24 protein-coding genes and 1 tRNA gene are annotated in these 25,193 nt (G+C 70.8%); 6 read left to right on the top strand and 19 right to left on the bottom strand.

Annotated elements, in window-relative coordinates; genetic code table 11:
- Positions 1-219: 219 nt before the first annotated feature.
- The 5 genes from WQ53_RS10810 to hppD all read right to left on the bottom strand — a co-directional run bounded on the left by WQ53_RS10810 (position 220) and on the right by hppD (position 5,493).
- Complete coding sequence (locus WQ53_RS10810; RefSeq protein WP_052632253.1) at positions 220-1,170, bottom strand: calcium/sodium antiporter; 951 nt, start codon at positions 1,168-1,170, stop codon at positions 220-222.
- A 65-nt stretch (positions 1,171-1,235) separates the two neighbouring features.
- A complete protein-coding gene (locus tag WQ53_RS10805) occupies positions 1,236-1,886 on the bottom strand; it encodes a hypothetical protein (protein WP_052632250.1) in 651 nt (216 codons plus the stop codon).
- A gap of 610 nt (positions 1,887-2,496) precedes the next feature.
- Positions 2,497-3,798, bottom strand: coding sequence for a homogentisate 1,2-dioxygenase (gene hmgA, locus WQ53_RS10800; RefSeq protein WP_052632247.1), 1,302 nt, complete (start codon positions 3,796-3,798; stop codon positions 2,497-2,499).
- On the bottom strand, positions 3,795-4,229 hold the full coding sequence (locus WQ53_RS16395) for an endonuclease domain-containing protein (protein WP_330217134.1): 435 nt from the start codon (positions 4,227-4,229) through the stop codon (positions 3,795-3,797). Before WQ53_RS16395 ends, hmgA begins: the two co-directional genes overlap by 4 nt.
- A gap of 139 nt (positions 4,230-4,368) precedes the next feature.
- On the bottom strand, positions 4,369-5,493 hold the full coding sequence (hppD, locus tag WQ53_RS10795; protein WP_052632244.1) for a 4-hydroxyphenylpyruvate dioxygenase: 1,125 nt from the start codon (positions 5,491-5,493) through the stop codon (positions 4,369-4,371).
- 93 nt (positions 5,494-5,586) lie between these two features.
- Between hppD and WQ53_RS10790 the strand changes: the two genes are divergently transcribed.
- On the top strand, positions 5,587-6,096 hold the full coding sequence (locus tag WQ53_RS10790) for a MarR family winged helix-turn-helix transcriptional regulator (RefSeq protein ID WP_082112982.1): 510 nt from the start codon (positions 5,587-5,589) through the stop codon (positions 6,094-6,096).
- 632 nt (positions 6,097-6,728) lie between these two features.
- Here WQ53_RS10790 and WQ53_RS10785 read toward each other — a convergent pair.
- From WQ53_RS10785 to WQ53_RS10770, 4 genes are all read right to left on the bottom strand, one after another.
- Positions 6,729-7,343, bottom strand: a complete 615-nt coding sequence (locus WQ53_RS10785) for a thioredoxin family protein (RefSeq protein ID WP_052632241.1) — start codon at positions 7,341-7,343, stop codon at positions 6,729-6,731.
- Positions 7,344-7,345: 2 nt separating this feature from the next.
- A complete protein-coding gene (locus WQ53_RS10780) occupies positions 7,346-8,869 on the bottom strand; it encodes a peptide MFS transporter (protein ID WP_052632238.1) in 1,524 nt (507 codons plus the stop codon).
- Positions 8,870-9,082: 213 nt separating this feature from the next.
- Positions 9,083-10,663: an AbgT family transporter gene (locus WQ53_RS10775; protein WP_052632235.1), complete on the bottom strand. Its 1,581-nt coding sequence runs from the start codon at positions 10,661-10,663 to the stop codon at positions 9,083-9,085.
- A 118-nt stretch (positions 10,664-10,781) separates the two neighbouring features.
- Entirely contained in the window at positions 10,782-11,675 is an 894-nt protein-coding gene (locus tag WQ53_RS10770; protein ID WP_052632232.1) for a tryptophan 2,3-dioxygenase, read from the bottom strand.
- Between the two features lie 219 nt (positions 11,676-11,894).
- Here WQ53_RS10770 and pdhA point away from each other — a divergent pair, with 219 nt between their 5' ends.
- From pdhA to WQ53_RS10750, 4 genes are all read left to right on the top strand, one after another.
- Positions 11,895-12,977 (top strand): pyruvate dehydrogenase (acetyl-transferring) E1 component subunit alpha, encoded by a 1,083-nt coding sequence (pdhA, locus tag WQ53_RS10765; RefSeq protein ID WP_052632230.1) that lies wholly within the window; start codon positions 11,895-11,897, stop codon positions 12,975-12,977.
- 82 nt (positions 12,978-13,059) lie between these two features.
- Positions 13,060-14,046, top strand: a complete 987-nt coding sequence (locus tag WQ53_RS10760; protein ID WP_428992289.1) for an alpha-ketoacid dehydrogenase subunit beta — start codon at positions 13,060-13,062, stop codon at positions 14,044-14,046.
- 224 nt (positions 14,047-14,270) lie between these two features.
- A complete protein-coding gene (locus WQ53_RS10755) occupies positions 14,271-15,692 on the top strand; it encodes a dihydrolipoamide acetyltransferase family protein (protein ID WP_052632225.1) in 1,422 nt (473 codons plus the stop codon).
- Between the two features lie 457 nt (positions 15,693-16,149).
- Entirely contained in the window at positions 16,150-16,533 is a 384-nt protein-coding gene (locus tag WQ53_RS10750; RefSeq protein ID WP_052632222.1) for a VOC family protein, read from the top strand.
- A gap of 193 nt (positions 16,534-16,726) precedes the next feature.
- On the opposite strand, the gene WQ53_RS10745 is transcribed toward WQ53_RS10750, so the two are convergent.
- From WQ53_RS10745 to WQ53_RS10735, 3 genes are all read right to left on the bottom strand, one after another.
- A complete protein-coding gene (locus WQ53_RS10745) occupies positions 16,727-17,659 on the bottom strand; it encodes an MBL fold metallo-hydrolase (protein WP_052632219.1) in 933 nt (310 codons plus the stop codon).
- Between the two features lie 323 nt (positions 17,660-17,982).
- Positions 17,983-18,297, bottom strand: coding sequence for a hypothetical protein (locus tag WQ53_RS10740; RefSeq protein WP_052632216.1), 315 nt, complete (start codon positions 18,295-18,297; stop codon positions 17,983-17,985).
- Complete coding sequence (locus tag WQ53_RS10735; protein ID WP_052632212.1) at positions 18,297-19,658, bottom strand: tryptophan--tRNA ligase; 1,362 nt, start codon at positions 19,656-19,658, stop codon at positions 18,297-18,299. The genes WQ53_RS10740 and WQ53_RS10735 overlap by 1 nt, the downstream gene beginning before the upstream one ends.
- 138 nt (positions 19,659-19,796) lie before the next feature.
- Here WQ53_RS10735 and WQ53_RS10730 point away from each other — a divergent pair, with 138 nt between their 5' ends.
- Positions 19,797-20,645, top strand: coding sequence for a hypothetical protein (locus WQ53_RS10730; protein ID WP_052632209.1), 849 nt, complete (start codon positions 19,797-19,799; stop codon positions 20,643-20,645).
- Positions 20,646-20,731: 86 nt separating this feature from the next.
- Here WQ53_RS10730 and WQ53_RS10725 read toward each other — a convergent pair whose 3' ends face one another.
- The 7 genes from WQ53_RS10725 to birA all read right to left on the bottom strand — a co-directional run bounded on the left by WQ53_RS10725 (position 20,732) and on the right by birA (position 25,182).
- A complete protein-coding gene (locus WQ53_RS10725; protein WP_052632207.1) occupies positions 20,732-20,947 on the bottom strand; it encodes a CsbD family protein in 216 nt (71 codons plus the stop codon).
- A 288-nt stretch (positions 20,948-21,235) separates the two neighbouring features.
- Positions 21,236-21,388, bottom strand: coding sequence for an entericidin A/B family lipoprotein (locus WQ53_RS10720; RefSeq protein ID WP_052632204.1), 153 nt, complete (start codon positions 21,386-21,388; stop codon positions 21,236-21,238).
- Between the two features lie 99 nt (positions 21,389-21,487).
- Positions 21,488-22,411, bottom strand: a complete 924-nt coding sequence (gene rocF / locus WQ53_RS10715) for an arginase (RefSeq protein ID WP_052632201.1) — start codon at positions 22,409-22,411, stop codon at positions 21,488-21,490.
- A gap of 184 nt (positions 22,412-22,595) precedes the next feature.
- Positions 22,596-22,671: transfer RNA gene (locus tag WQ53_RS10710), tRNA-Thr, on the bottom strand.
- 15 nt (positions 22,672-22,686) lie between these two features.
- Positions 22,687-23,346, bottom strand: a complete 660-nt coding sequence (locus tag WQ53_RS10705; RefSeq protein ID WP_052632198.1) for an SPOR domain-containing protein — start codon at positions 23,344-23,346, stop codon at positions 22,687-22,689.
- A 37-nt stretch (positions 23,347-23,383) separates the two neighbouring features.
- Positions 23,384-24,145, bottom strand: coding sequence for a type III pantothenate kinase (locus tag WQ53_RS10700; protein ID WP_052632195.1), 762 nt, complete (start codon positions 24,143-24,145; stop codon positions 23,384-23,386).
- Positions 24,142-25,182 (bottom strand): bifunctional biotin--[acetyl-CoA-carboxylase] ligase/biotin operon repressor BirA, encoded by a 1,041-nt coding sequence (gene birA, locus WQ53_RS10695; RefSeq protein WP_082112981.1) that lies wholly within the window; start codon positions 25,180-25,182, stop codon positions 24,142-24,144. Before birA ends, WQ53_RS10700 begins: the two co-directional genes overlap by 4 nt.
- Positions 25,183-25,193: the final 11 nt, after the last annotated feature.

Here is a 25,193-nt window from a genome sequence, read left to right as displayed (position 1 = left end):
CGCTTCTTGCAGGAGCCGGGTTTGCCGGCGACGCGACTCCATCGGCCCAGGCGACGCCCTCGTGTTTCCGACGCCCGTGTCGCCGACTGAAGTCAGCTCCTACAGAAGGCGGTTGCGGCGCGGCTGTTGTAGGAGCCGGGTTCAGCCGGCGACCCGACGCCGTCGGCCCAGGCGACGCCCCCGTCAACCCGATGCCCGTGTCGCCAGCAAGCTGGGCTCCTACAGGAACAGCAACAGTTCCAGCACGACCCAGGCCAGGAACACCAGGCACAGGATCACGCCCTCCTGCCGGGTGACCCGCCGGCCGCTGCGCAGCAGCGTGTAGACCAGCAGGGTCAGCGCCAGCACCGCCGGCAGCTCGAACTTCACGAACGAGGCCGGCAGCGCCAGCGGCTGCAACACGGCCATGCCGCCGACGATGGCCAGCAGGTTGAACAGGCTCGAGCCGATCACGTGCCCGGCGACCATGTCGCCCTGCCCGCGCCGCGCCGCGGCGATGGCCGCGGCGATCTCCGGCAGCGCGGTGCCGATCGCCACCGGCAGCAGGCCGACCATCAGCGGGGTCAGGCCCCAGGCCTGGCCCAGGCCGAGGCCGCCGGCCACCACCCAGCGCGCGCCGAACCAGAGCAGGGCGAAAGCGATCACCAGCCGGACCAGGTTAAGGCCCAGCCCGGCGCGGGTCGCGGCGAAGCCGGCGATCTCCGCCTGCACCTCGTCGGATTCGCGCGCGCCCTTGCGCAGCAGGAAGGCGGTGGTGGCGAGGAAGCCCAGCAGCAGCACCGCGCCTTCGATGCGGCCGATGTAGCCATCCAGGCCGAACACCATCAGCGCGAACGTGGCCACCGCCAGCAGCACCAGCAGCGGCACCAGCATCCGCGCGCGCAGCAGCAGCGGCGCGGCCAGCGCCGCCAGGCCCAGGGTCAGGCCGAGGTTGGCCACGTTGCTGCCCACCGCATTGCCCAGCGCCAGGTGCGGCTGCTCCTGGACCACCGCGCGCAGGTTGACCGCCAGCTCCGGCACCGAGGTGCCGAAGGCGACCAGCAGCAGGCCGGCCACGAACGGGCGCACGCCCCAGTGCTGGGCCAGCCCGGATACGCCCTTGACCACCGAGTCCCCGCCCAGCGCCAGCAGCAGCAACCCCAGCGCGAACAGCCCCAACGCCTCCGCCATCGCCGCACCCTCCCTTGGCCTGCCGCGATTCTATGCCGGCGCCGGGCCCGGCCGTCGACTCCGGCTCAGCTGCAGCCTTCGACGTAGTCAACCTGCGGCGGCAGGCCCACGCGCCACTCCTGCACCCGGCCCTGCGCGTCGGTCTCGAACAGCAGCACCGCAGCGCCGCTGTCGCCGGCCACGCGCAGGTACCTGCCGCCCTCCACGTACTTGTGCAGGCGTTCCTCCACCCGTCCGGGATAGAGCGCGGCGATCTCGGCGGCGGTCATGCCGATGCGGCCGCCACCCGGCGCGGTGGCCGATGGATCGTCCACGTCCACCCGCACGAAACGCCCGTCTTCCACCATGAAGCCGATGCCGTAGCCGTGCGCAGGGCGCGGTTGCGGCAGCAGGTAGTGGCAGGCGTCGCCCGTCGCCTCGTCCCCGCCTTCCAGCGGCCGGTCCCAGGCCTGGCGCAGGGCCTGCGCATCGCTGCCGAAGGGCACCGGTCCGAAGCCGGAGAAATCCACCGCCAGCGGCGCCAGCGCCACGGCCGCGTCCGGCACCGTGGCCGGCGGTATCTCCTCCACCGGCTCGTCCAGCGCCGACTCCTCCGCGTCCGCGGTCGCGGCATCGTCCAGAGCATGCGAGTCCGGGGCCTGCGAGCAGGAGGCCAATACCAGGGCGAGGGTCAGCAGGCAGGCATCAAGCGTCCTGGAAGTCGTCCTGGAAGGCATCGGGTTCCCCTGTGCGATCGACGCGGCGAGGTTGGCAGGCGGCACGTCAACGGCGGGCGAAGGCCGGGCCGCCGTGTGCAGGAGTGCTGGGAGCGCCCGCGGTCGGAGAATGGCCTGGCTCGCGGCGGTGCGGATCACCGACGGCCGTTCCGTTGCAGGAGCCCGTTCGCGTGCGACACGGGCGGCGGGACCACGACGGCGTCGCTTGGGCCGACGGCGTCGTGTCGCCGGCTGAACCCGGCTCCTACAACAGCCGCAGCGCGACCGCTCTCCTGTAGGAGCTGACTTCAGTCGGCGACACGGGCGTCGGGGTCACGAGGGCGTCGCCTGTGCCGACGGCGTCGGGTCGCCGGCTGAACCCGGCTCCTACAACAGCCGCAGCGCGGCCGCTCTTCTGTAGGAGCTGACTTCAGTCGGCGACACGGGCGTCGGGACCATGAGGACGTCGCCTGTGCCGGCGTCGTCGGGTCGCCGGCTGAACCCGGCTCCTACAACAGCCGCAGCGCGGCCGCTCTTCTGTAGGAGCTGACTTCAGTCGGCGACACGGGCGTCGGGGTCACGAGGGCGTCGCCTGTGCAGACGGCGTCGGGTCGCCGGCTGAACCCGGCTCCTACGATGGCTGGAAGTTGCGGCGCAGGCCCGCCCAGCACGCCTGGTAGTCGCGCTGCCGGTGCGCGGCGTCCAGCGCCTGCGCGGTCGGCCGTATCACCGCGCGCGTCTCGAACATGAAGGCCATGGTCCCGGCGACCACGTCCGGCTTCGACAGGTCGGCGCTGGAAGCCTTGTCGAAGGTGGCCGCGTCCGGCCCGTGCCCGCTCATGCAGTTGTGCAGCGAGGCGCCGCCGGGCACGAAGCCCTCGGCCTTGGCGTCGTAGGCACCGTGCACCAGACCCATGAACTCGCTGGCCACGTTGCGGTGGAACCACGGCGGCCGGAAGGTGTGCTGCGCCACCAGCCAGCGCGGCGGGAAGATCGCGAAGTCGACGTTGGCCGTGCCCGACGTGTCGCTGGGCCCGGTGAGCACGGTGAAGATCGACGGGTCGGGATGGTCGAAGCTGATCGAGCCGATCGTGTTGAAGCGGCGCAGGTCGTAGCGGTACGGCACGTAGTTGCCGTGCCAGGCGACCACGTCCAGCGGGCTGTGGCCGATGTCGGCGCGCCACAGGTGGCCCTGGAACTTGGCCACCAGCTCGAACGCGCCCTCGACGTCCTCGTAGGCCGCCATCGGCGTCTCGAAGTCGCGCGGGTTGGCCAGGCCGTTGGCGCCGATCGGCCCCAGCTCCGGCAACCGCAGCGGCGCGCCGAAGTTCTCCAGCACGTAGCCGCGCGACGGGCCGTCGGGCAGCTCGACGCGGAAGCGCACGCCGCGCGGGACCACCGCGATCTGCTGCGGCTCCACCTCCAGCACGCCCATCTCGGTGGCGATGCGCAGCCGGCCCAGCTGCGGCACCAGCATCAGTTCGCCGTCGGCGTCGTAGAAGAAGCGGCCGGCCATGTCGCGGTCGGCTGCGTACAGGTGGATGGCCACGCCCTGCTGTGCGGCCGGCCCACCGTTGCCGGCGACGGTGTACAGGCCCTCGACGAAATCGGTCGGGGTCGCCGGCAGCGGCAGCGGGTCCCAGCGCAGCTGGTCAGGGGTGACCGGGCCGTCGCCGAAGTCGTTGTGTAAGGCGGTTTGCACGAAAGGCGCGAAGCTGCCGTGCATCACCGCCGGGCGGATCCGGTACAGCCAGCTGCGCCGGTTGTGCCCGCGTGGCGCGGTGAAGGCGCTGCCGGACAGCTGCTCGGCATACAGCCCGTGCGCGACCCGCTGCGGCGAGTTCTGCCCGACCGGCAGCGCGCCGGGCACGGCCTCGGTGGCGAATTCGTTGCCGAAGCCGGTCATGTAGCGGAGGTCGGACGATGCATTCATGGCTCTGGCCTTTGAGGCCCTCTCCCTTCGGCGACCGAAGGAAGTCCCCGTGGGAGAGAGGGGTTGGGGAGAGGATCGGTCTCCGAAACGGCGTTCCAGATCGCCTCGAGAACGGCTTCGGGCTGGGTCAGTACTTCATTGTCCCAGAAGCGCAGTGCGCGCCAGCCATGGGACTGAAGGTGTCGGGTCCTGGCAACGTCCGCTTCGGGGGTGTGCTGCGATCCATCCAGTTCGATGACCAGATTCCTTTCGACGCAGCAGAAATCGGCGATGTACGGCGGAATCGGATGCTGGCGGCGGAACTTGAGGCCGGAGAGGCGACCGGCACGCAGGTGCTGCCACAGTTGGCGCTCGACATCGGTGGACTCGCTACGCATCTGGCGGGCGTGGCCGAGGGTATCGGTAGACAACGGTGGTTTGACGTTCGTCACTTCGCCGTACCCTCCCCCCAACCCCCGCTCCGCGCCCCGGCCCTCGCGCCAGCGCGAGGGCGCTCAGTGGACCGCGAACCGGTGGTTCGCAAACGGTCCCCTTCGCCCCGGAGGGAGAGGGGCTTTCCCCACTAGCGCGTCAGAGAACCCCGCGCCGCATCTGGTCGCGCTCGATGCTCTCGAACAGGGCCTGGAAATTGCCCTCGCCGAAGCCCTCGTTGCCCTTGCGCTGGATGATCTCGAAGAAGATCGGGCCGATCGCGTTCTGGGTGAAGATCTGCAGCAGCTTGCGCTGCTTGGTCTCCGGGTCGGCGTCGATCAGGATCTTGTTCCTGCGCAGCCGCGCCAGGTCCTCGCCGTGCTCGGGGATGCGCTGGTCGATCACGTCGAAGTAGGTCTCCGGCGTGTCCAGGAACTCCACCCCGGCCTCGCGCATCCGCTCCACCGTCACGTAGATGTCGTTGGTGAAGCAGGCGATGTGCTGGATGCCTTCGCCGCCGTAGGTATCCAGGTACTCGTTGATCTGCGACTTCGGATCGGACGACTCGTTGAGCGGTATGCGGACCATGCCGTCCGGCGCGGTCATCGCCTTGGACAGCAGGCCGGTCTTGGCGCCCTTGATGTCGAAGTAGCGGATTTCGCGGAAGTTGAACAGCCGCTCGTAGTAGTCGGCCCACTTGGCCATGTTGCCGTGGTAAAGGTTGTGGGTCAGGTGGTCGATGAAGGTCAGGCCGAAGCCCTGGGGCATCAGCTCCACGCCCGGCAGGTATTCGTAGTCCGGGTCGTGGATGGTGCCCTTCTCGTCGTAGCGGTCAACGATGTAGAGCATGCAGTCGCCGATGCCCTTGATCACCGGCGCGGCCACCGCCTTGCTCAGTTCGTCGCGCGCGTCGAACGCCTCGGCGCCGTTCTTCAGCGCCTGGGTGCGGGCCCAGTCGGCCAGCTTCTTGACCCGGATCGCAAAGCCGCAGGCGCTCGGGCCGTGCTGCTCGGCGAAGCGCGCGGCGAAGGAGTCCGGGTCCTCGTTGATCAGGAAGGTGCAGTCGCCCTGGCGGTAGGTGCTGATCGGGCGGGTCTTGTGCCGCGCGACCTGGACGAAGCCGAGCTTGCGGAAATAGTCGTGCAGCTGCTGCGCCTGCCCGGCCGGGGCGGCGAATTCGACGAACTCGAAGCCGTCGATGCCCATCGGGTTCTCGAACTGGCTCACGGTCATGCCCGCGTCGGGGGCCGAATTGGTGGGGAGGGCTTGCGATTGCGCGCTCATGATGGCTTCCTGAACACCCCGTCGGGAAAACGGGTTCTGATCCAGCCTCCTTTATAGTTACGTCTGCAACCATAAGCAAGGTGCCCTGCCGCAATGTCCGCCCCGAACGCTTCCGAAGCTCCCGGCACCGCGACCGCGGATGCCCCCCGCCATGCCCAGCTCGAGCTGGAGAATTTCCTGCCGTACCGGCTCAGCGTGCTGTCCAACCGGGTCAGCCAGACCATCGCCGACATCTACCAGAAGCGTTTCGGGCTGGCGATCACTGAATGGCGGGTGATGGCGGTGCTCGGCCGTTACCCGGACCTGTCGGCCAACGAGGTCGCCGAGCGCACCGCGATGGACAAGGTCGCCGTCAGCCGCGCGGTGGCGCGCCTGCTCGAGCGCAGCCTGATCAAGCGCGAGATCCACAGCGACGACCGACGCCGCTCGGTGCTGGCGCTGTCGGAAGTGGGCTATTCGGTCTTCGACGAGATCGCGCCGATGGCGCTGGCCTGCGAGCAGCGGCTGGTGGCCACGCTCGACGAGGAGGAGAAGGTCGTGCTCGACCGGCTGCTGCGCAAGCTTTCCGGGCCCGGCCTGGTGGCGTTGCGCGAGGGCGGTTGAGCCGCGGTCGCTTCCTTGTGCGGAGTCGTGCGGCCGGCGTCGCGCGACGTCGGCACAGGCGGCTCCCTCAACGCTCCGACGCCCGTGTCGCCCACTGAAGTGGGCTCCTACAGAGGAGCGGCTGCCACGCCGCTGTTGCAGGAGCCGGGTTCAGCCGGCGACACGACGCCGTTGGCACAGGCGACTCCCTCATCATTCCGACGCCCGTGTCGCCCACTGAAGTGGGCTCCTACAGAGGAGCGGCTGCCACGCCGCTGTTGCAGGAGCCGGGTTCAGCCGGCGACGCGACGCCGTTGGCACAGGCGACTCCCTCATCATTCCGACGCCCGTGTCGCCGACTGAAGTGGGCTCCTACAGAGGAGCGGCTGCCACGCCGCTGTTGCAGGAGCCGGGTTCAGCCGGCGACACGACGCCGTTGGCACAGGCGACTCCCTCACCATTCCGACGCCCGTGTCGCCCACTGAAGTGGGCTCCTACAGAGGAGCGGCTGCCACGCCGCTGTTGTAGGAGCCGGGTTCAGCCGGCGACGCGACGCCGTTGGCACAGGCGACTCCCTCATCATTCCGACGCCCGTGTCGCCCACTGAAGTGGGCTCCTACAACAGCGGCGGCGCTGCTTCGGGAGGCGCGGGATCAGGGCGCCGGCGGCGGAGCCCACTGCTCCAGGAACTCGCGGATCCGGCGCGTGTCCGGCTTGCCGTTGCGCAGCAGCTCGGCGCCGGCCTGCTCGTGCAGTACCTGCGCGTCGGCATCCAGCACCAGCAGGTGCGGCGCCGGCGCATCCGCGCTCTCTGGCCACGCGGCCAGGAACGCGGCATTGCCCGGCGCACTGCGGTCGACCTTGACCCAGATGAAGCCGGCATCGCGCAGGTGCCGCAGTGGCGCCTCGCCCTCGATCCGCTGGTCCAGCGCCGCGCATTCGCCGCAGGTCGCATCGCCCAGCTCCAGGACGATGCGCCGGTTGCCGCGCTTGGCCTCCACCTTCGCCGTCTCCAGGTCGGCGACGGCATCGCGCTCGGGATCGAACGCCGCGCCTAGCCCGGCGATCGCCGCGATGTCGGCCGCCGCGGGCGTGTTGCCCGAGGCGACCGGTTCGGTGACGTCCGCCACCGGCGGCTTCTGCGGCGAGGTGTCCACCGGCAGCGGCGGGCCGGAGGGCGGGATCTCCTCGCCGCCGCACGCCGACAGCAGCAGCGCCAGCATCACCGGGACCACCGCCGCGCCGGGCCGGCGACCGCCGCCCGCCATCCTCACTTCACTCCGTGCATCAGCCGGTTGACCAGCGGCGCGATCAGGAACAGCAGCACGCCCGAACCGAGCAGCGCCCAGAAGCCGAAGGTATAGCCGGCGTGCGCCGAGGCCACGGTCATGCCGCCCTCGCCGCTGACGCTGGAGGCGAAGATGCCCGACAGGTTGTTGCCGATGGCGATCGACAGGAACCAGCCGCCCATCGCCAGGCCGGTCAGCCGCACCGGCGCCAGCTTGGTGGTCATCGACAGGCCGATCGGCGACAGGCACAGCTCGCCCACCGACTGGATCACGTAGACCATGAACAGGGTCCAGAACGGGATCTTCAGCGTCTCCGGATCGACCAGGCTGGACAGGGCGAACATCAGCAGCAGGAACGCCAGGCCGTTGAAGATCAGGCCCAGGCCGAACTTGCGCGGGATCGACGGATTGGCCGAGCCCATCTTCACCCAGATCCAAGCCATGATCGGCGCCAGGGTGATGATCGCGATCGAGTTCACCGACTGGAACCAGCCCACCGGGAACTCCCAGCCCCACAGGTCGCGGTTGACGATGTTCTGGGCCAGGAAGTTGAACGAACTGCCGGCCTGCTCGAAGAACATCCAGAACAGCACGTTGAAGCCGAAGATGATCAGCATCGCGATGACCATGTCGCGCTGCACGGAGCCTTCGCGCATGCCCTCCACCAGCAGCATCACCGCCGGCGCCACGAACAGGGCGATCAGGATCCAGTTGAGCACGCCGGCTTCGATCGTGAGCAGGAAGTAGAAGGCCGGGATCGCGACCAGCGCGCCCAGCGCCACCATCAGCAGCCGCCCGGTCCCGGCCATGGCGCCCTCGGCGGCGCCGATGCCCTTGAGCTGGCCGCGGCCGAACCAGAACCACACCAGGCTCAGCACCATGCCGATGCCGGAGGCGATGAAAACCACCTTGTAGGCCGGCATGCCATCGCTGCCGAACACCTTCTCGGCCAGCAGGCCGGTCAGGATCGGCGCGATGAACGCGCCCAGGTTGATGCCCATGTAGAAGATGGTGAAGCCCGAGTCGCGTCGCCCGTCGCCGGTGGCGTAGAGCTTGCCGACGACCGTGGAGATGATCGGCTTGAACATGCCGTTGCCGACGATGATCGTGGCCAGGCCCAGCTTCAGGAACGCCTCGCTCGGCACCGTGATCAGGAACAGGCCGGCGGCCATGAACACCGCGCCGACCAGGATCGAGCGCTGGTAGCCGATCAGCTTGTCGGCGACGTAGCCGCCGAAGATGGCCGCCGCGTACACCAGCGCCAGGTAGGCGCCGTACAGCTCGCTGGCCGGCGCCTCGCCGGTGGCGTCGCCGTTGAAGAACTGGGCGACGATGTACAGGACCAGGGCCCAGCGCATGCCGTAGAAGGCGAAGCGCTCCCAGAACTCGGTCATGAACAGCATCCACAGCGGACGCGGATGGCCCATGACCTGGGCGAATTCGGGCAGGTGGTGCGAAGGCGGCGGCGGGGCCGCGACCTTGGGCTCGACGACGTCGGCGCTCATGGAAATCCTTTGCTGAATGGGCTTCTGGAAGGGTCCATGACGGTTCAGGGGCCCCCGGAGTGGGGCGAGAATCACCGACGCCGGCGCCGGACGTCAATGCGCGCGTGCGCCGGCGGCGGCCGTGCACAGGCCGCCGCCGGACCGGGAAAGCCCAGGCCCGGCGCGGACTTGCACGATCCGCCGCCGCGCCCCACCCCGATGGGGCGGGCCGGCTCAGCCGGCCGGGTAGTGGAAGCTGGCGCCGATGCCCAGCGGGATCCCCAGCCCCCAGAACGCCAGCAGCAGCAGCGTCCAGAGCACCGTCAGCGCCAGCGAGTACGGGATCATGAGCGACACCAGGGTGCCGATCCCGGCCGAGGTCACGTAGCGCTGGCAGAACACCACGATCAGCGGGAAATACGGCATCAGCGGGGTGATGATCGTGGTCATCGAGTCGCCGACCCGATAGGCGGCCTGGGTCAGGTCCGGCGAGACGCCCAGCTGCATCATCAGCGGCACCATGATCGGTGCCAGCAGCGCCCACTTGGCCGAGGCCGAGCCGATGAACAGGTTGACGATGCCGGTCATCGCGATCAGGCCGATGATCGTCAGCCATACCGGCAGGCCCTGCAGCAGCACCGCGCCCTCCACCGCCATCAGCGTGCCCAGGCCCGAGCCGTTGAAGCCGGCCAGGAACTGGGCGATGAAGAAGGCGATGACGATGTAGTAGGCCATCCCGCTCATCGCCTTGGTCATGGCCGCGATGATGTCGCGATGGGTCTTCACCGTGCCGGCGACGTAGCCGTAGACCACGCCGGGGATCAGGAACAGGATGAAGATCAGCGCCACGATCGACTGCATCACCGGTGCCTGCGCCACCAGCAGCGGGTTGCCGCCGGCGAGCACCGCGGGCGTGTCCGCCGGCGCGCGCCACGGCGAGGTCTCCGGCAGCAGGCTCAGCACGAACAGCGCCAGCGCGACGAGCATCGCCAGCGTCGCCCACAGCAGGCCGCGGCGCTCGGCGGCGGTCAGCGGCTCCATCTTCGGCAGGTCCTTGGTGTCGCCGTCGACCTCGGTCCGCGCCAGGCGCGGCTCGATGATGCGGTCGGTGACGAACCAGCCGATGGCGATGATCAGCGCGCTCGACACGGTGGTGAAGATCCAGTTGTTGAGCGGGTTCACCACCAGCGCCGGGTCGAGGATGCGCCCGGCCTCCTGGGTGAAGCTGGCCAGCAGCGGGTCGAGCGAGGACGGCACGAACAGCGTCGCCGAGAAGCCTCCGGACACGCCGCAGAACGCGGCCGCGATCCCGGCCAGCGGATGCCGCCCGGCGGCGTAGAAGATCACCCCGCCCAGCGGGATCACCAGCACGTAGCCGGCGTCGACCGCGACGTGGCTGAGCACCGCGACCGCGACCAGCGCCGGGGTCAGCAGCGACTTCGGCGTGATCGACAGCATCCGCCGCAGCGCCGCGTTGATGTAGCCGGTGTGCTCGGCCACGCCCAGGCCCAGCATCGCCGTGAGCACCACGCCCAGCGGCGCGAAGGCCATGAACACCCGGTACATGTTGGCCATGAACGCGGTCAGCGACTGGCCCGACAGCAGGTTGACGATCCGGATCGGCTCGCCGGTGGCCGGGTTGATCGCCTCGAATTGCACGCCCGACAGCAGCCAGGACAGGCCCCAGACCAGCAGCATCAGGATCAGGAACAGCGCGGCCGGGTCCGGCAGGCGGTTGCCGACGCGCTCGATGGTGTCGAGGAGGCGGCCGACCAGGCCGGGAGGCGCGCCGGCGCCGGATGCGGATGGGTTCATGCGTGGAGGTTCCCCTGGAAACGAAGGCTCGCCGGCACCGCCGCGCGGCGCCCCGGACAGGGACCATAACCCCAGTGGCGTGCCCGGCGCCAACCCGTCCGGGTCCCGGGCCGCGACCTCAGTACGCGGCGTCTCCCGGCGCGGCCGCGCCGGCCAGGCCGATGCTGGTGCGCACCGCGAACAGCTCCGGGAAGAAGGTCAGCTCCAGCGCCTCCCTGAGGAAGCCCACCCCGCTGGAGCCGCCGGTGCCGCGCTTGAAGCCGATGATCCGCATCACCGTGCGCATGTGCCGGAAGCGCCACAGCTGGAACTGGGTCTCCAGATCGACCAGGTCCTCGCACAGCGCGTACTCGCGCCAGTAGCGGTCGGTGTCCTCGTAGATGCGCTCGAACACCGGCAGCAGCGCCGGGTCGGAGACGTGGGCGCCGGTCCAGTCGTGGCCGGCGTCCAGGTATGCGGCCGGGACCGCATGGCCGAAGCGGGCCAGGTAGCGCAGGAATTCCTCGTACAGGCTGGGCAGTTCCAGTTCCGCGCGCAGCGCCGCCTGGCCGTCCGGGTCGTGGGCGAACACCCGCACCATCCCGGCGTTCTTGTTGCCCAGCAGGAACTCCACCGCCCGGTACTGCAGCGACTGGAAGCCCGAGGACGGCCCCAGCAGGTGGCGGAAGCCCATGTACTCGGACGGGGTCAGGGTCTCCAGCACCGACCACTGCTCGGTCAGCTGGCGCAGCACCTGCTTGCTGCGCGCCAGCACCTTGCGGCACTGCCAGACCTGGTCGGCCTTGAGGAACTCGCGCGCCGCCTGCAGTTCGTGCATCAGCAGCTTCAGCCACAGCTCCGAGACCTGGTGCTGGACGATGAACAGCATCTCGTCGTGGTGCGGCGGGTCCGACAGCGGCGTCTGCGCCGACAGCAGCCGGTCCAGCTGCAGGTAGCCGGCATAGGTCATCCGGCCTTGCAGGTCGGTGTGGATGCCCGGTTCGAGCGGACGCTGGTTCTTGTCGAGGGTCATCGGAGACGGCACGGCACGGTATGCGTGGGGCCGGCAAGGGTAACGCAGCGGGCCGACCGGCGTTCTGCCCAACGCTGTCATGCACCGGGTGCGGCGCAGCCGCCGGCCGCAAGTGCGCGGAATACAAGCGATGTTGCGCTGCACGGCGGGTTTTAACGGGGCATTCCGTACCATGTGCAACCTTCCCGTATCGCATTCCGGCTTCCGCTGGCGCACGCAATGACCCTCGCAGCAAGCTTCCAGATCGACTACCTGCAGTACCTCGGCGCGGACGGCCAGCCGGTCCGCGAATTCCCGCCTGCCCTGCGCGACCCGGCCGCGCTGCTGCCCCTGTTCAAGCAGATGCTGTACGTGCGCGCCTTCGACACCAAGTCGATCGCCCTGCAGCGCACCGGCAAGCTCGGCACCTACGCCCCCTGCCTGGGCCACGAGGCCACCCACGTCGGCATCGGCGCGGCGATGGCCGAGGGCGACGTCTACGCGCCCAGCTACCGCGAGTACGGCGTGCTGTTCATGCGCGGCGTGCGCCCGCGCGAGGTGCTGCTGTACTGGGGCGGCGACGAGCGCGGCAACGACTTCCAGGAAGGCGGCGCCCGCCACGACTTCCCGTTCTGCGTGCCGATCTCGACCCAGTGCCTGCACGCGGCCGGCGCGGCGCTGGCGTTCAAGCTGCGCGGCGAGCCGCACCTGGCGGTGGCCACCTGCGGCGACGGCGGCAGTTCCAAGACCGACTTCTACGCCGCGCTCAACTCGGCCGGCGCCTACGACCTGCCGCTGGTGCTGGGCGTGATCAACAACGGCTGGGCGATCTCGGTGCCGCGCGCGGCGCAGACCGGCGCGCAGACCCTGGCGCAGAAGGGTATTGCAGGGGGGCTGTTCTGCCTGCAGGTCGACGGCAACGACCTGGTCGCCGTGCTCGAGGCCATGCGCATCGCCAGCGAGCGCGCCCGCGCCGGCGAAGGCGGCAGCGTGATCGAGTTCATGACCTACCGCCTGTCCGACCACACCACCGCCGACGACGCGCGCCGCTACCGCGACGATGCCGAGGTCAAGGATGCGTGGGAGCGCGAGCCGATCACGCGCCTGCGCACCTGGCTGACCGCGCAGGGCGCCTGGAGCGAGGCCGAGGAAGCGGCCTGGAAGGAGGAGTGCGAGCGCCTGGTCAACATCGAGGTCGACGCCTACCTGGCCACCCCGGTGCAGCCGGTGGAGGCGATGTTCGACTACCTGTACGCGGATCCGCCGCCGGAGTTGCTGGCCCAGCGCGCGGCCGCGATCGCCCTGGAGCAGCGCCATGGATGAGGTCCGCAACAACGCCCCCGCCCCGGCGCAGTCCGGCGGCGACGCCGCCGCGTCGCACGACGCCATCCGCGGAGGACAGCCGATGACCGCCACGCCCATCACCCTGATCGAGGCCATCACCCAGGCCCTGGCCTGGGAACTGGAACACGACCCGTCGGTGCTGGTGCTGGGCGAGGACGTGGGCGTCAACGGCGGCGTGTTCCGCGCCACCGCCGGCCTGCAGCAGAAGTTCGGCGCCCAGCGCGTGCTGGACACGCCGCTGGACGAGACCACCATCGCCGGCCTGTCGGTCGGCCTGGCCGCGCAGGGCATGAAGCCGGTGGCCGAGGCCCAGTTCGACGGCTTCGTCTACCCGATGGTCGACCACCTGATCTGCCATGCCGCGCGCCTGCGCAACCGCACCCGCGGCCGCCTGCACTGCCCGCTGGTGCTGCGCGTGCCCTGGGGCGGCGGCATCCGCGCGCCGGAGCACCACAGCGAGGCCAACGAGGCGATCTTCACCAACGTGCCCGGCCTGCGCGTGGTCATGCCGTCCTCGCCGCAGCGCGCCTATGGCCTGCTGCTGGCCGCGATCCGCGACGAGGACCCGGTGATCTACATGGAGCCCAAGCGGATCTACCGCCAGTACAAGGAGGTCGTCGCCGACGACGGCGAGGCGCTGCCGCTGGACGTGTGCTTCGTCCTGCGCGACGGCACCGACGTGACCCTGGTCGCCTGGGGCGCGCAGATCAAGGAGGCGCTGGAGGCCGCCGACGCGCTGGCGAAGGATGGCATCAGCGCCGAGGTCATCGACGTGGCCACCCTGCGCCCGCTGGACTTCGACACCATCGCCGAGTCGGTCTCGCGCACTGGCCGCTGCGTGATCGTGCAGGAAGCCCCGCGCACCGCCGGCTTCGGCGCCGAGATCGCCGCGCGCCTGGCCGAGCACTCGATGTACGACCTGCTCGCCCCGGTCGAGCGCGTCACCGGCTACGACACCCACATCCCGCTGTTCCGGCTGGAGATGAAGTACCTGCCGAGCGTGGAGCGTATTGTCACTGCGGCCAAGCGCGCGGTGGCGGCCGGCTGAGCCGCGAATCCCCCTCCCTTTCGCCGCAGGCGAAGGGGAGGACCGGGGAGGGATGCCTTTGATCTTGCCGTTGCTGATGCAATGGCGCGATGGCAAAGACAAAAGCAAAAGCACCCCTTCCCAACCCTCCCCTGCGCTGCGCGCAAGGGAGGGAGACAGGCAAGATCGAAAACCCCCGACCCCGCGGCACGCGAGGCGGAAGACCAAAAGACCCGAGAGACCCCATGACCGACACCAAGACCTTCCACCTGCCCGACCTGGGCGAGGGACTGCCGGACGCGACCATCGTCGAGTGGTTCGTCAAGGCAGGCGACAGCATCCGCCTGGACGAACCGCTGGTGTCGATGGAGACCGCCAAGGCCGTGGTCGAGGTGCCCTCGCCGGTGTCCGGCAAGGTGCTGAAGCTGGCCGGCGGCGCCGGCGAGGTGGTCGTCACCGGCGCGATGCTGGCCGTGTTCGAACCCGATCCCAACCTGCCGCAGCGCGCCGAGGGCCAGGACACCGGCCACCACCATGGCGACCACGCCCCGGCGAAGGTCGTCGCCAGCGACGAGGGTGGCGAACTGCCTGCGCAGCCGGCGCCGTCCGAGGCGCGCGGCGGTGACGCCGGCACCGTGGTCGGCGCGATGCAGTCCTCGGATGCGGTGCGCAGCGAGCAGGCCATCTCGGTGGGTGGGATCAAGGCGATGCCCGTCGTGCGCGCGCTGGCGAAGAAGCTGGGCGTGGACCTGGCGCGGGTACGCGCGACGGGCGCCGACGGCACGGTCACCCTGGCCGACGTGAAGCAGGCCGCGGCCGATCCCTCTGCTCTGCTCCCCTCTCCCCCCGGGAGAGGGGCCGGGGGAGAGGGTACGGCGGAGGCGGCACGGCGACCGGTCGCAACGTCGGCGCCCGCACCCTCTCCCCAACCCCTCTCCCGGGGGGAGAGGGGCTCAGAACGCACTCCGGTTTCCGTCGCCGGCAAACCAATGCGCACCCGCCCGCCGGGCGCGGCAAGCACCGCCGCCAGCGGCCAGCCCGAGCAACTCAAGGGCGTGCGCCGCAACATGGCCCGGGTGATGGCCGACGCGCACAGCAAGGTAGTGCCGACCACGCTGGTCGACGACGCCGACCTGCACGCCTGGATCGGCAAACAGGACATCACCGCACGCCTGGTCCGCGCGATCGTCTGCGCGTGCAGGACCGTGCCCGCGCTCAACGCCTGGTTCGACGGCGACGCGCTGGCGGTGACCCGGCACCCGCACGTGGACGTGGGCATCGCGGTGGACACCGACGACGGCCTGTTCGTGCCGGCGCTGCGCAATGCCGACATGCTCGACGCGCGCGGCATCCGCGAGGGCATCAACCGGCTGCGCGTCCAGGTCGAGGAGCGCAGCATCCCGGCCAGTGAACTGGCCGGCTACACCATCTCGCTGTCCAACTTCGGCATGTTCGCCGGCCGCTATGCCACCCCGGTGGTGGTGCCGCCGTGCGTGGCCATCGTCGGCGCCGGCAAGCTGAGCCACGACGTGGTCGCGGTGATCGGCGGCATCGAGGTGCACCGCCGCCTGCCGATCTCGCTGACCTTCGACCACCGCGCCGCTACCGGCGGCGAGGCCGCGCGCTTCCTCAAGGCGCTGCTGGACGACATGGCGCTGCCGCACTAGCCGGCGCCGCGGGACGGCCCCGCGCCGTCCCGCTTTTTTTTGTAGGAGCCCAGCTTGCTGGCGACACGGGCGTCGGAGCCATGAGAGCGTCGCCCGTGCCGAGGGCGTCGTGTCGCCGACTAAACCCGGCTCCTACAACAGCAAACCGCACGGGGTTTTCCCCTTCTGCGGCTTGGCGCTCCTCTGTAGGAGCCGACTTCAGTCGGCGACACGGGCGTCGGGATCATGAGGACGTCGCCTGGGCCGACAGTGTCGCGTCGCGGGCAAGCCCAGCTCCTGCAACGGTCGCGTCGGCGCTTCTGCAGGAGCCCAGCTTGCTGGCGACCGGGCGCCGGGGCGATGAAGAAGACGCCTGTGCCGACGCGCCCCATCCTGGGAAAAACCGCCCCGCATCCCGTCACACGCCCTGCGACGACGGCGACGTATCGTCGGCAGCCCCTTCCGCCGGAGCCACGCCATGCCGCACCACAGCCGCCTGAGCAACCTGGTCCTCGACTGCAGGGTCGACGACCTGGCCGAAGCCGTCGAGTTCTGGAGCAAGGCCCTGGGCAAGCCGGTGGCCAGCCTCGACCAGGACGGCGACGGCAGGTACGCCGAGCTGGAGACTGCCGCCGACGAGCCGATGGTCCTGCTGCAGAAGGTCGAGCACGACTCGCGCGTGCATTTGGACATCGAGACCGACGACATCGACGCCGAAGTCGAGCGCCTGGAGAAGCTGGGCGCGAAAAAGGTCGCCTTCGTCCACCGCTGGTGGGTGATGGAGGCGCCAACCGGCCACCGCTTCTGCGTGGTGCGCCAGCAGCGCAAGCCGTTCGGCCCGCACCTCAACCGTTGGGAGTGACATGCGGCTCATGCGTTCATCGTCGCGCCACTTCTTGCAGGAGCCCAGCTTGCTGGCGACGCGGGCGTCGGAGCCACGAGGGCGTCGCCCGTGCCACTCCTTTGTAGGAGCTGACTTCAGTCGGCGACACGGGCGTCGGGATCATGACGCCGTCGCCTGCGCCGACGGCGCGTGTCGCGGACGAGCCCGGCTCCTACACGCGCCGCGCGCGGTCCAGCCAGACCTCCAGGCCCTGCGCATTGAGCTCGATGTCCATCTCCAGCACGCCCAGCACCGCAGCGGCGTCGAGCGGGCAGCCGTGCGCCTGCGCGCGCTCCAGGTAGTACTCCGACAGCGCGGCGACCAGCGCGCGGTGCCGGTCCGGACCGCCGTCGCAGGCCTGCGCCAGCGAGACCATCGCATCGATCTGCTCATGCAGGTCGGCCGCCAGCCGCGCCACGTCGCCGACGCGGCCGAAGTGGGTCAGGTACATCGCCTGCGGCGACGCGCCCATCATCCGCGCGATCGAGGCCTGCATCGCCTCCGGCTCGAACTGCACCGGCGAGGAAGTGGGCAGGATGAAGGCGCCGCGTTCGCTGTCCAGCTCGCGGTAGGACAGGCCGAAGGTGTCGCCGGTGAACCAGCTCCTGCTGCGCGCGTCCCACACGCACTGGTGGTGGCGCGCATGGCCGGGCGTGTCGATGCAGCGCAGCGGGCGACCGGCCAGGTCGACGACGTGCCCGTCTTCGGCCACCACGACGCGCTCGGCCGGCACCGGCACAAGTTCGCCGTAGTGGCGCGCGAACTCGGCCTCGCCATACACCGCGGTCGCGCCGGCGACCAGGCGCGCCGGGTCGACCATGTGCGGCGCCGCGCGCGGATGCGCGACCAGGCGCGCGTTCGGCAGGTGCCGCATCAGCACGCCTGCGCCGCCGGCGTGGTCGAGGTGGACGTGGGTCAGGACCAGCCAGTCGACGTCGGCCGGGGCCAGACCGGCCTGTTCCAGCGCCGCCAGCAGCACCGGCACGCTGTGGTTGGTGCCGCAGTCGACGAAGGCGCCGCGCCCCTGCTCCACCACCAGGTAGGCCGCGTCGAAGCGCGGGCGCACGTAACCCGTGTCGATGGTGTGGATGCCATGTTCCGGCATGTGCCGCCCTTCCCTGCTGCCCGTCTCCTGCAACGCGCTTGCCATCCTATGCCAGGCGCGCGCGGGGCAGCGATCCCGCTTTGGTCGTAGGCGAAAAGCCGATCCCGCTGCCCTGTAGGAGCGCACTTCAGGGCGCGACCCCCGCCACTCCGGCACAGGCGACGCCCCCAGATCCCGACGCCCGTGTCGCCAGCAAGCTGGGCTCCTACAGAAATGCCGACGCGGCCGCTGTTGTAGGAGCCGGACTTGCCGGCGACCGGCGCCGTCGGCACAGGCGACGTCCTCATGGTTCCGACGCCCGTGTCGCCCACTGAAGTGGGCTCCTACAGGGGCGGATTGCGCCAGCCGGCCAGCAGCCGCATGCGCAGCGGGATCGCCAGCGCCAGCACCGCCAGGAACGCGCCGTAGGCGTAGAGCACCGCCAGCACCTGGCGCCAGATCGGGCCGCTGAGCGCGTCGGCCACGCCTTCGGCGTAGCCCCAGTGCATGCCGGCGATGCTCAGCGCCAGGGCCAGCAGCAGCACCGTCGTGTCATAGGCGCGCCGCGCCAGCGGTCGCGGCGTGCGCGGGTAGAACCAGTACAGGACACCGAGCAGGCCGAACCAGGGCAGGAACAGCAGCAGCGACAGCCAGGCCATCAGGCCTCCGCTTCGGCCAGCTGGCGCAACGCATCGAGGATCTCGTCCACGCCGGCCAGATCCCCGCCCAGCGTGCCGATCCGCTCGCCGAGCAGGCCGACCGTGCGCAGCTCCATCTCGTGCAACGCATCCAGGCCCTCGCGCCGGAGCCGGGCGATTACCTGTCCGGCCTCGCGCGGCGAGCCGTGGCCGTCGCCCTGCAGCAGCAGCCGGCCATCGCCGTCGACCAGCTTGAAGTGGAAGCGGCCGTCGGCCTCGCGGTACTGCTTGATCTGCGGCAGCTTCGCGGCCGTCGCCTTCTTCTTCGCGGCGGCGGCGCCCGGCGCCGAGAACCGTCCCAGGCCGACCGCGCGCTGCAGGCCGTCCAGCAGCGGCACGGTGACGTCGCGCGCCTTGCGCGCGCCCTCCAGCAGGATCTCCTCCAGCTGCGCCGGCCGGTCGATCAGCTGCGCGTACTGCTCGCGCATCGGCGCCACGGTCTCGTCAACCAGGACGAACAGGCGCTGCTTGGCATCACCCCAGCCGATGCCCTCGGCGAAGGCGTGACGCATCTCCTCGGTCTGCGGCGGAGTGGCGAAGGCCTGGTACAGCTGGAACAGGGTGGAACCTTCGGTGTCCTTCGGTTCGCCGGGCGCGCGCGAGTCGGTGACGATGGACATCACCAGCTTCTTCAGCTCCGCCGGCGGCGCGAACAACGGGATGGTGTTGTCGTAGCTCTTGGACATCTTGCGCCCGTCCAGGCCGGGCAGCGTGGCCACGTTCTCGTCGATCTGCACCTCGGGCAGCACCAGCGGCTCGCCGCCATTGCCGGTGGCCTGGCGCCAGGGGTCGCCGTAGAGGTGGTTGAAGCGCTGGCCGATGTCGCGCGCCATCTCGATGTGCTGGATCTGGTCGCGGCCCACCGGCACCTTGTGCGCGCCGAATGCGAGGATGTCGGCGGCCATCAGCACCGGATACATGTACAGGCCGGCGGTGACGCCGTAGTCCGGGTCCTCGCCGGACGCCAGGTTCTTGTCCACCGCCGCCTTGTAGGCGTGGGCGCGGTTGAGCAGGCCCTTGGCCGCGACGCAGGTCAGCAGCCAGGTCAGCTGCGGGATCTCGACGATGTCCGACTGCCGGTAGAAGGTCACCCGCTGCGGGTCCAGGCCGCAGGCCAGCCAGGTCGCGGCGATCTCCAGGCGCGAGCGGGCCACGCGCTGCGGATCGTCGGCCTTGATCAGGGCGTGGTAGTCGGCCAGGAAGAAGAAGCTCTCCACCCCCGGATCGCGGCTGGCGGCGATCGCCGGGCGGATGGCGCCGGCGTAGTTGCCCAGGTGCGGGGTGCCGGTGGTGGTGATGCCGGTGAGGACGCGGACGGTCATGGCGGATGCAGCGGGAAAGACCCGGCGATTCTACCTTGGCCCGCGCACGGGTCCGTCGATCGGACCGCACGGGCATCCGCCAACCCCACCACGCCCATCCGCGCGTTGATTACGGCAACCCACCGATGGACTGCCGCCATGCACCGATCCCTTGCGCTCCTGACCCTGTTCCTGGCGCTGCTGTGCGCCACGTCGCCTCCGGCAGCCGCCGGGCAGATCCGGCACCCGGGCTCGCCCGTGCAGGTGGATATCGTCGACCGCGAAACCGGGCAGGTGCTGCCGCACCACCGCCACCGCGGCCAGGACTGGCTCGCGGCCGAGCCCGGGCACCGCTATGCCGTGCGCCTGCGCAACCTCGGCGGCGCGCGCGTGCTGGTGGTGTTGTCGGTGGACGGCATCAACGCCATCGACGGCCGCACCGCCGACGTGTGCCAGGCCGGCTACGTGCTCGAACCGTGGCAGACGCTGGAAGTGAACGGCTGGCGCAAGTCGCTGCACGCCGTGGCCCAGTTCGTGTTCGTCGATCCGGCTGCCAGCTACGGCGCGCGTACCGGGCGCCCGGATAACCTGGGAGTGATCGGCGTGGCCGTGTTCCGCGAGAAGCCGCCGGCGTACTACCCGCGCCCGGCGACCGGCATCGCCGGGAGCCGGGCGCGGGACGCCGAAGGCAAGGCCGCGGAAGCGGCAGCCCCGACCGCCGACGCGGCGGCGCGGAGCGAGGCGCGCCGGCCCGGCGGCGCATACGGCGCCCCGGCGCCGCAATCCAGTGTCGGCACCGGTCACGGCAGCCTGGAAGGCTCGCAGGCCTACTACACCGCATTCGAGCGCCAGGGCCGGCCGGTGCAGGTCACCGAGCTGCGCTACGACACGTTCGGCGCATTGCTGGCGCGCGGCATCCCTGTCGAGCCCTACTACGGTCATCGCCATTCGTCCTATCCGGACCGGCCACGCGCCTTTCCCGGCGGCTTCGTCCCCGACCCGCGTTGACGCGCGGAAATGCCGCGCCACACACGAAGAGAGGCGGCCTGGGCCGCCTCTCTTCGTGCATTGGACGTCGTATACCCGTACCCGCCTCAGTGGCGATAACGGTCGTCCAGCGTGCTCTCGAACTCGCGCACTTCCTTCTCGGCGCGGTCCTTCTCCCAGCCATAGCGCTCCTGCAGCTTGCCGGCGAGGTACTGGGCGTTGCCTTCGGCGATGTCGAAGTCGTCATTGGTCAGGTCGCCCCACTTGGCCTGCATCTGACCCTTCAGCTGCTTCCAGTTGCCACCGATGATGTCGCGATTCATGTGCTGCTCCGTTGTGGTTGGCTTGATCGGACGGTCGTCTTCGTTGTTTGCGACCGTGGCGACAGGGTCACCCGCGGGGCGTTCGGCGCCGATCCAGCGCGCGTCAAGGCGAAGTTATCCGGCTGAACCTTTCATGCATGCATCGTCCCGGCGCACGCCGGGACGACGGTTGGCTGGGATCATCCACAACGTATTCCGGTCCGGCGCCACACGATGCGGTGTCGTGGACAGCAAGAAAAAAAGGGCCGGGAAAACCCGGCCCTTCATGCGGCAGAGTGCCGACGGCGGTCAGCAGCGGCCGTCCTTGCAGTCCTGCGCCTTGTCCTCGACCTTCTCGCCGGCCTTCTGGATGTCCTGACCCGCACCCTTCACGGTGTTGCAGGCCGACAGCGTGCCGGCGGAGAACAGGGCGAGCAGGGTCAGGGCGATGATGCGCTTCATGTTCGGGCTCCTCGTGACGGATCGGCCGCACTGCGTGCGGGTTGGCGGCCAATCTGGCGGGCTGCCCGTCGAACCGGTGTGAATGCGCCCGGGCCCGGTTCAGTCGCGCATCAGGGTCGATTTGCCGAACAGGCTCTCCACCAGGTCGACCGCCAGTTCGGCGGTGATGTTGTGGTCGTCCAGCACCGGATTGAGCTCGACGATGTCCAGCGAGCCCATCCGCCCGGTGTCGGCGATCATCTCCATCACCAGCTGCGCCTCGCGGTAGTTCGGCCCGCCGGGCACCGTGGTGCCCACGCCAGGGGCGATGCCCGGATCCAGGAAGTCGACGTCGAAGCTGACGTGCAGGTGGGTATCGGCGTCCACGCCGTCCAGCGCCTGCGCCATCACCCGCTTCATGCCGACCTCGTCGATGTAGCGCATGTCGTAGATGTCCAGGCGGTGCTGCTTGACCAGGCGCTTCTCCTCCGGATCGACCGAGCGGATCCCGATCTGGCGGATCTCCTGCGGCAGCAGCGCCGGCGCATCGCCGCCGAGCCGGGTCAGCGCCTCGGGACCGAGCCCGCACAGGCAGGCGACCGGCATCCCGTGCACGTTGCCCGAGGGCGTGACCTCGCTGGTGTTGAAGTCGGCATGGGCGTCCAGCCACAGCACGCGCAGTTTCTTTCCGGTCTCGCGGCAGTGCCGCGCCACCGCGGTGATCGAACCGATCGCCAGGCAATGGTCGCCACCCAGCATCACCGGCATGCGTCCGGCGCGCAGTTCGCGCAGGCTGGCCTCCATCAGCGCGCCGTTCCAGGCCACGACCTGCTCGAGGTGACGGTAGCCGGCGTCCGGCGGCAGCCAGGGATTGGCCGGCCCGGCCAGGTTGCCGCAGTCGCGCACGTCGACCCCGCGCCCGGCCAGCGCCTCGGCCAGGCCGGCGATGCGCAGCGCCTCCGGCCCCAGCGAGGCGCCACGGTGGCCGGCGCCGATGTCGGTCGGCGCGCCGATCAGGGAAACGGGCGGATAGCTTCGGGCCATGGGCATCGCGATCGGTTGCGTGGGCCGTACAGTCTAGTCAGCCGCGCCGCCGCGGACCCGCCGCAGTGCAGCGAGCACGCGCGCCTGCGCGACAGACACGCGCACGCACGCACGCCGCGCGCGCTGGAAGCTTTCAGGAGTGCGGCAAGGAATCCGCATGCAGGCGCGCAGCCGCGTGCGGAGATGGTGCCGCCTATCCGATTCGAACGGATGACCTACCGCTTACAAGGCGGTTGCTCTACCAGCTGAGCTAAGGCGGCGTCGCGCATCGGATTCTAGCGCAGCGTGTTCCGTCCCAGCGCGGCGCAGTCCTGTTCCTGGGCGCCGGGGAAGGTGGTGCGCACCGCGGCGATGTCGCCACTGGCGCCTTCCAGCCACCAGCGCGATGCACCGGCGGCGCCCTGCGCGCGCAGTTCGGCCGGGAAGCCGGCAGCGCGGAAGGACGCGGCGCGGCGTTCGGCCGTGTCGCGGCTGCGGTAGGCGCCCAGGGCAATGCCGTTGGCGTCGGCGCCCTGGTTGAGGACGAAGAAATCCTCGAAGCCCGCGGCGGCGATGCGCGCGGCCGTGGCCTGCGCCGCGGCGCGGTCGCTGGCCGGTGGCAGCACCACGCGGTAGCCGGCGGCCTCGCCGGGCTGCTCGCGGATGGCGCCATCGCGCAGCAGCGCACCCAGGCCGGCCTGTGCGACCTCGGCCGCACCACGCTCGCTGAACGGTCCCAGGCGCAGGCAGGCGAGCGGTTCGACCGCCGGTTCCTCCACGGGTGCATCGGCGGGCTCCGCCGCCTGCGAAGCCGGCGGCGGCAGCAGCCGCAGTTCGGCGCCGCCCTTGTCCGACACAGGTGCGGGCGCCGGCGGCGGCGGCGAGCGCAGCAGCCACCACGCGACGACCCCGAGGTTGAGGGCGACCAGGACGACGATCAGGGCACGGGAGAACATGGGCGGCGATTCTATCCGACGCGGCTGAGCGGGCCGGTCAGCCGCTGGCCGGCGCAGGCCGGTCGCCGCCATTCGCGCGTGCCCACAGCGCCAGGCCTTCCAGCACCAGCGCCGTGCGCAGCGTCGCCTGCGGCAGCAGCGGCAGCAGCGCGTCGGCGCCACCGCCGTGCAGCAGCAGCGCCGGCACGCGGCCGAGCCGCTGCGCCGCCTGCTGCAGCGAACGCTCGACCAGCGCCACCGCCGCGCCGTCGCAACCGGATGCCAGCGCGTCCTCGGTGTCGTCGGCGAACTCGCCGTAGCGGCCGCCGGCCGCCGGCAGCTGCACCGCGCGCTGGTGCAGCGCCTGCCGCATCAGCGTCGGCGAGGCGGCGATGCGGCCGCCGTGGTGCACGCCGTCGGCATCGAGCAGGTCGATGGTCAGGGCGGTGCCGACGCCGGCCACCAGCACGTCGCCGCCGCCGGCACGAGCGCCCAGCAGGGCCAGGAAGCGGTCCACGCCCAGCCGCTCCGGCTGCGCGTAGGCCACGCGCACGCCGGCGCACTCGGCCGCGGTGCGGGCCACGTGGACCCGTTCGAAGCGTTCGCGCAGCAGCGCCAGCACCTGGGTGGTCAGCGCCGGTGCGGCCACGCTCGCCACCCAGGCCTCGCGGCCGCGAGGCAGCGGGCCCTGGCTGGCGTCGCCGGCAACCAGCGCATCGGCGCCGTGCGGCCAGGCCAGCACCTCGCCGATGCCGTCGCCGTGGTGCCAGGAGGCGGCCTTGAAACGCGAGTTGCCCAGGTCGAACAGCCAGTCGCTCATTGCGGTCTCACGCTCACTTCGCCGGCATGGAATATGCGTTCGTCGCCCGCCGCGGTCAGCACCCGCAGGCCGCCGTCGTCAGCCAGGCCGGCGGCGCGGCCGGCGAGCTCCTCGCGGCCGGCCAGTACCCGCACCTGCCGGCCGGCGAGCGCGTCCAGGGCGGCGTAGCGTGGCAGGAAAGGCGCCAGGCCGTCGCGGTCGAACGCGTCCAGCGCCGGCAGCAGGCCGGCCAGCACCGCCGCGGCAATGGCATTGCGCGGCGGCAGGGCGCCGCCGCGCAGCTGCGCCAGGTCGGTCCAGGGCTGTTCGATCGTCGCCGCCGATGCGGCCGGCAGGCGCACGTTGATGCCGATCCCGACCACCGCGTGCACCGGCCCGGCGTGTTCGCCGCCGCCCTCGACCAGCAGCCCGGCCAGCTTGCGGTCGCCGGCAACCAGGTCGTTCGGCCACTTCAGCCCGACGGTGTCGAAGCCGTGCCCACGCAGGGCCTCGGCCACGGCCACCCCGGCCACCAGGCTCAGCCCGCCGAGGCGGGCCAGCCCGCCCTCGAAGCCGCGGCGCACCGACAGGCACACCTGCGCGCCCAGCGGCGAGGCCCAGGCCCGGCCCAGGCGGCCGCGGCCGGCGCTCTGGCGCTCGGCCAGCAATACCGCGGTGCCGGGTGGCGCCGGCCGGCGCAGCAGCTCGCTGTTGGTCGAGTCCAGGCTCCAGGCCACCTCCAGCGAACCGATGCCCGCGGCCACGGTCGCCGGCAGCGCGGCGCGCAGGGCCTTCACGTCCAGCAGGTCCGGCGGCTGCGCCAGCGCGTAGCCCTGCCCCGGCCGGGCCTCGACCTCGACCCCGGCCGCACGCAGCGCCTCGATCCGCTTCCAGATGGCGGCACGGGTCACCCCGGCCTCGCGCGCCAGCGCGTCGCCGGACACCGCGCCGGCACCCAGCCGGACCAGCAGTTCGCGATCGTCCACGTGCCCCCCAGGCCGACCGGCCAGTCCAGGCCGTCGATTATCGCCCGCCGGCCCGGCGTGGCCCAGACACATGCCGACGGCCC

Source organism: Pseudoxanthomonas suwonensis, assembly GCF_000972865.1.
Classification (GTDB): domain Bacteria; phylum Pseudomonadota; class Gammaproteobacteria; order Xanthomonadales; family Xanthomonadaceae; genus Pseudoxanthomonas; species Pseudoxanthomonas suwonensis_B.
The sequence above is the reverse complement of the archived record's forward strand: the minus strand, read 5'-3'. Positions and strand labels throughout refer to the sequence as shown.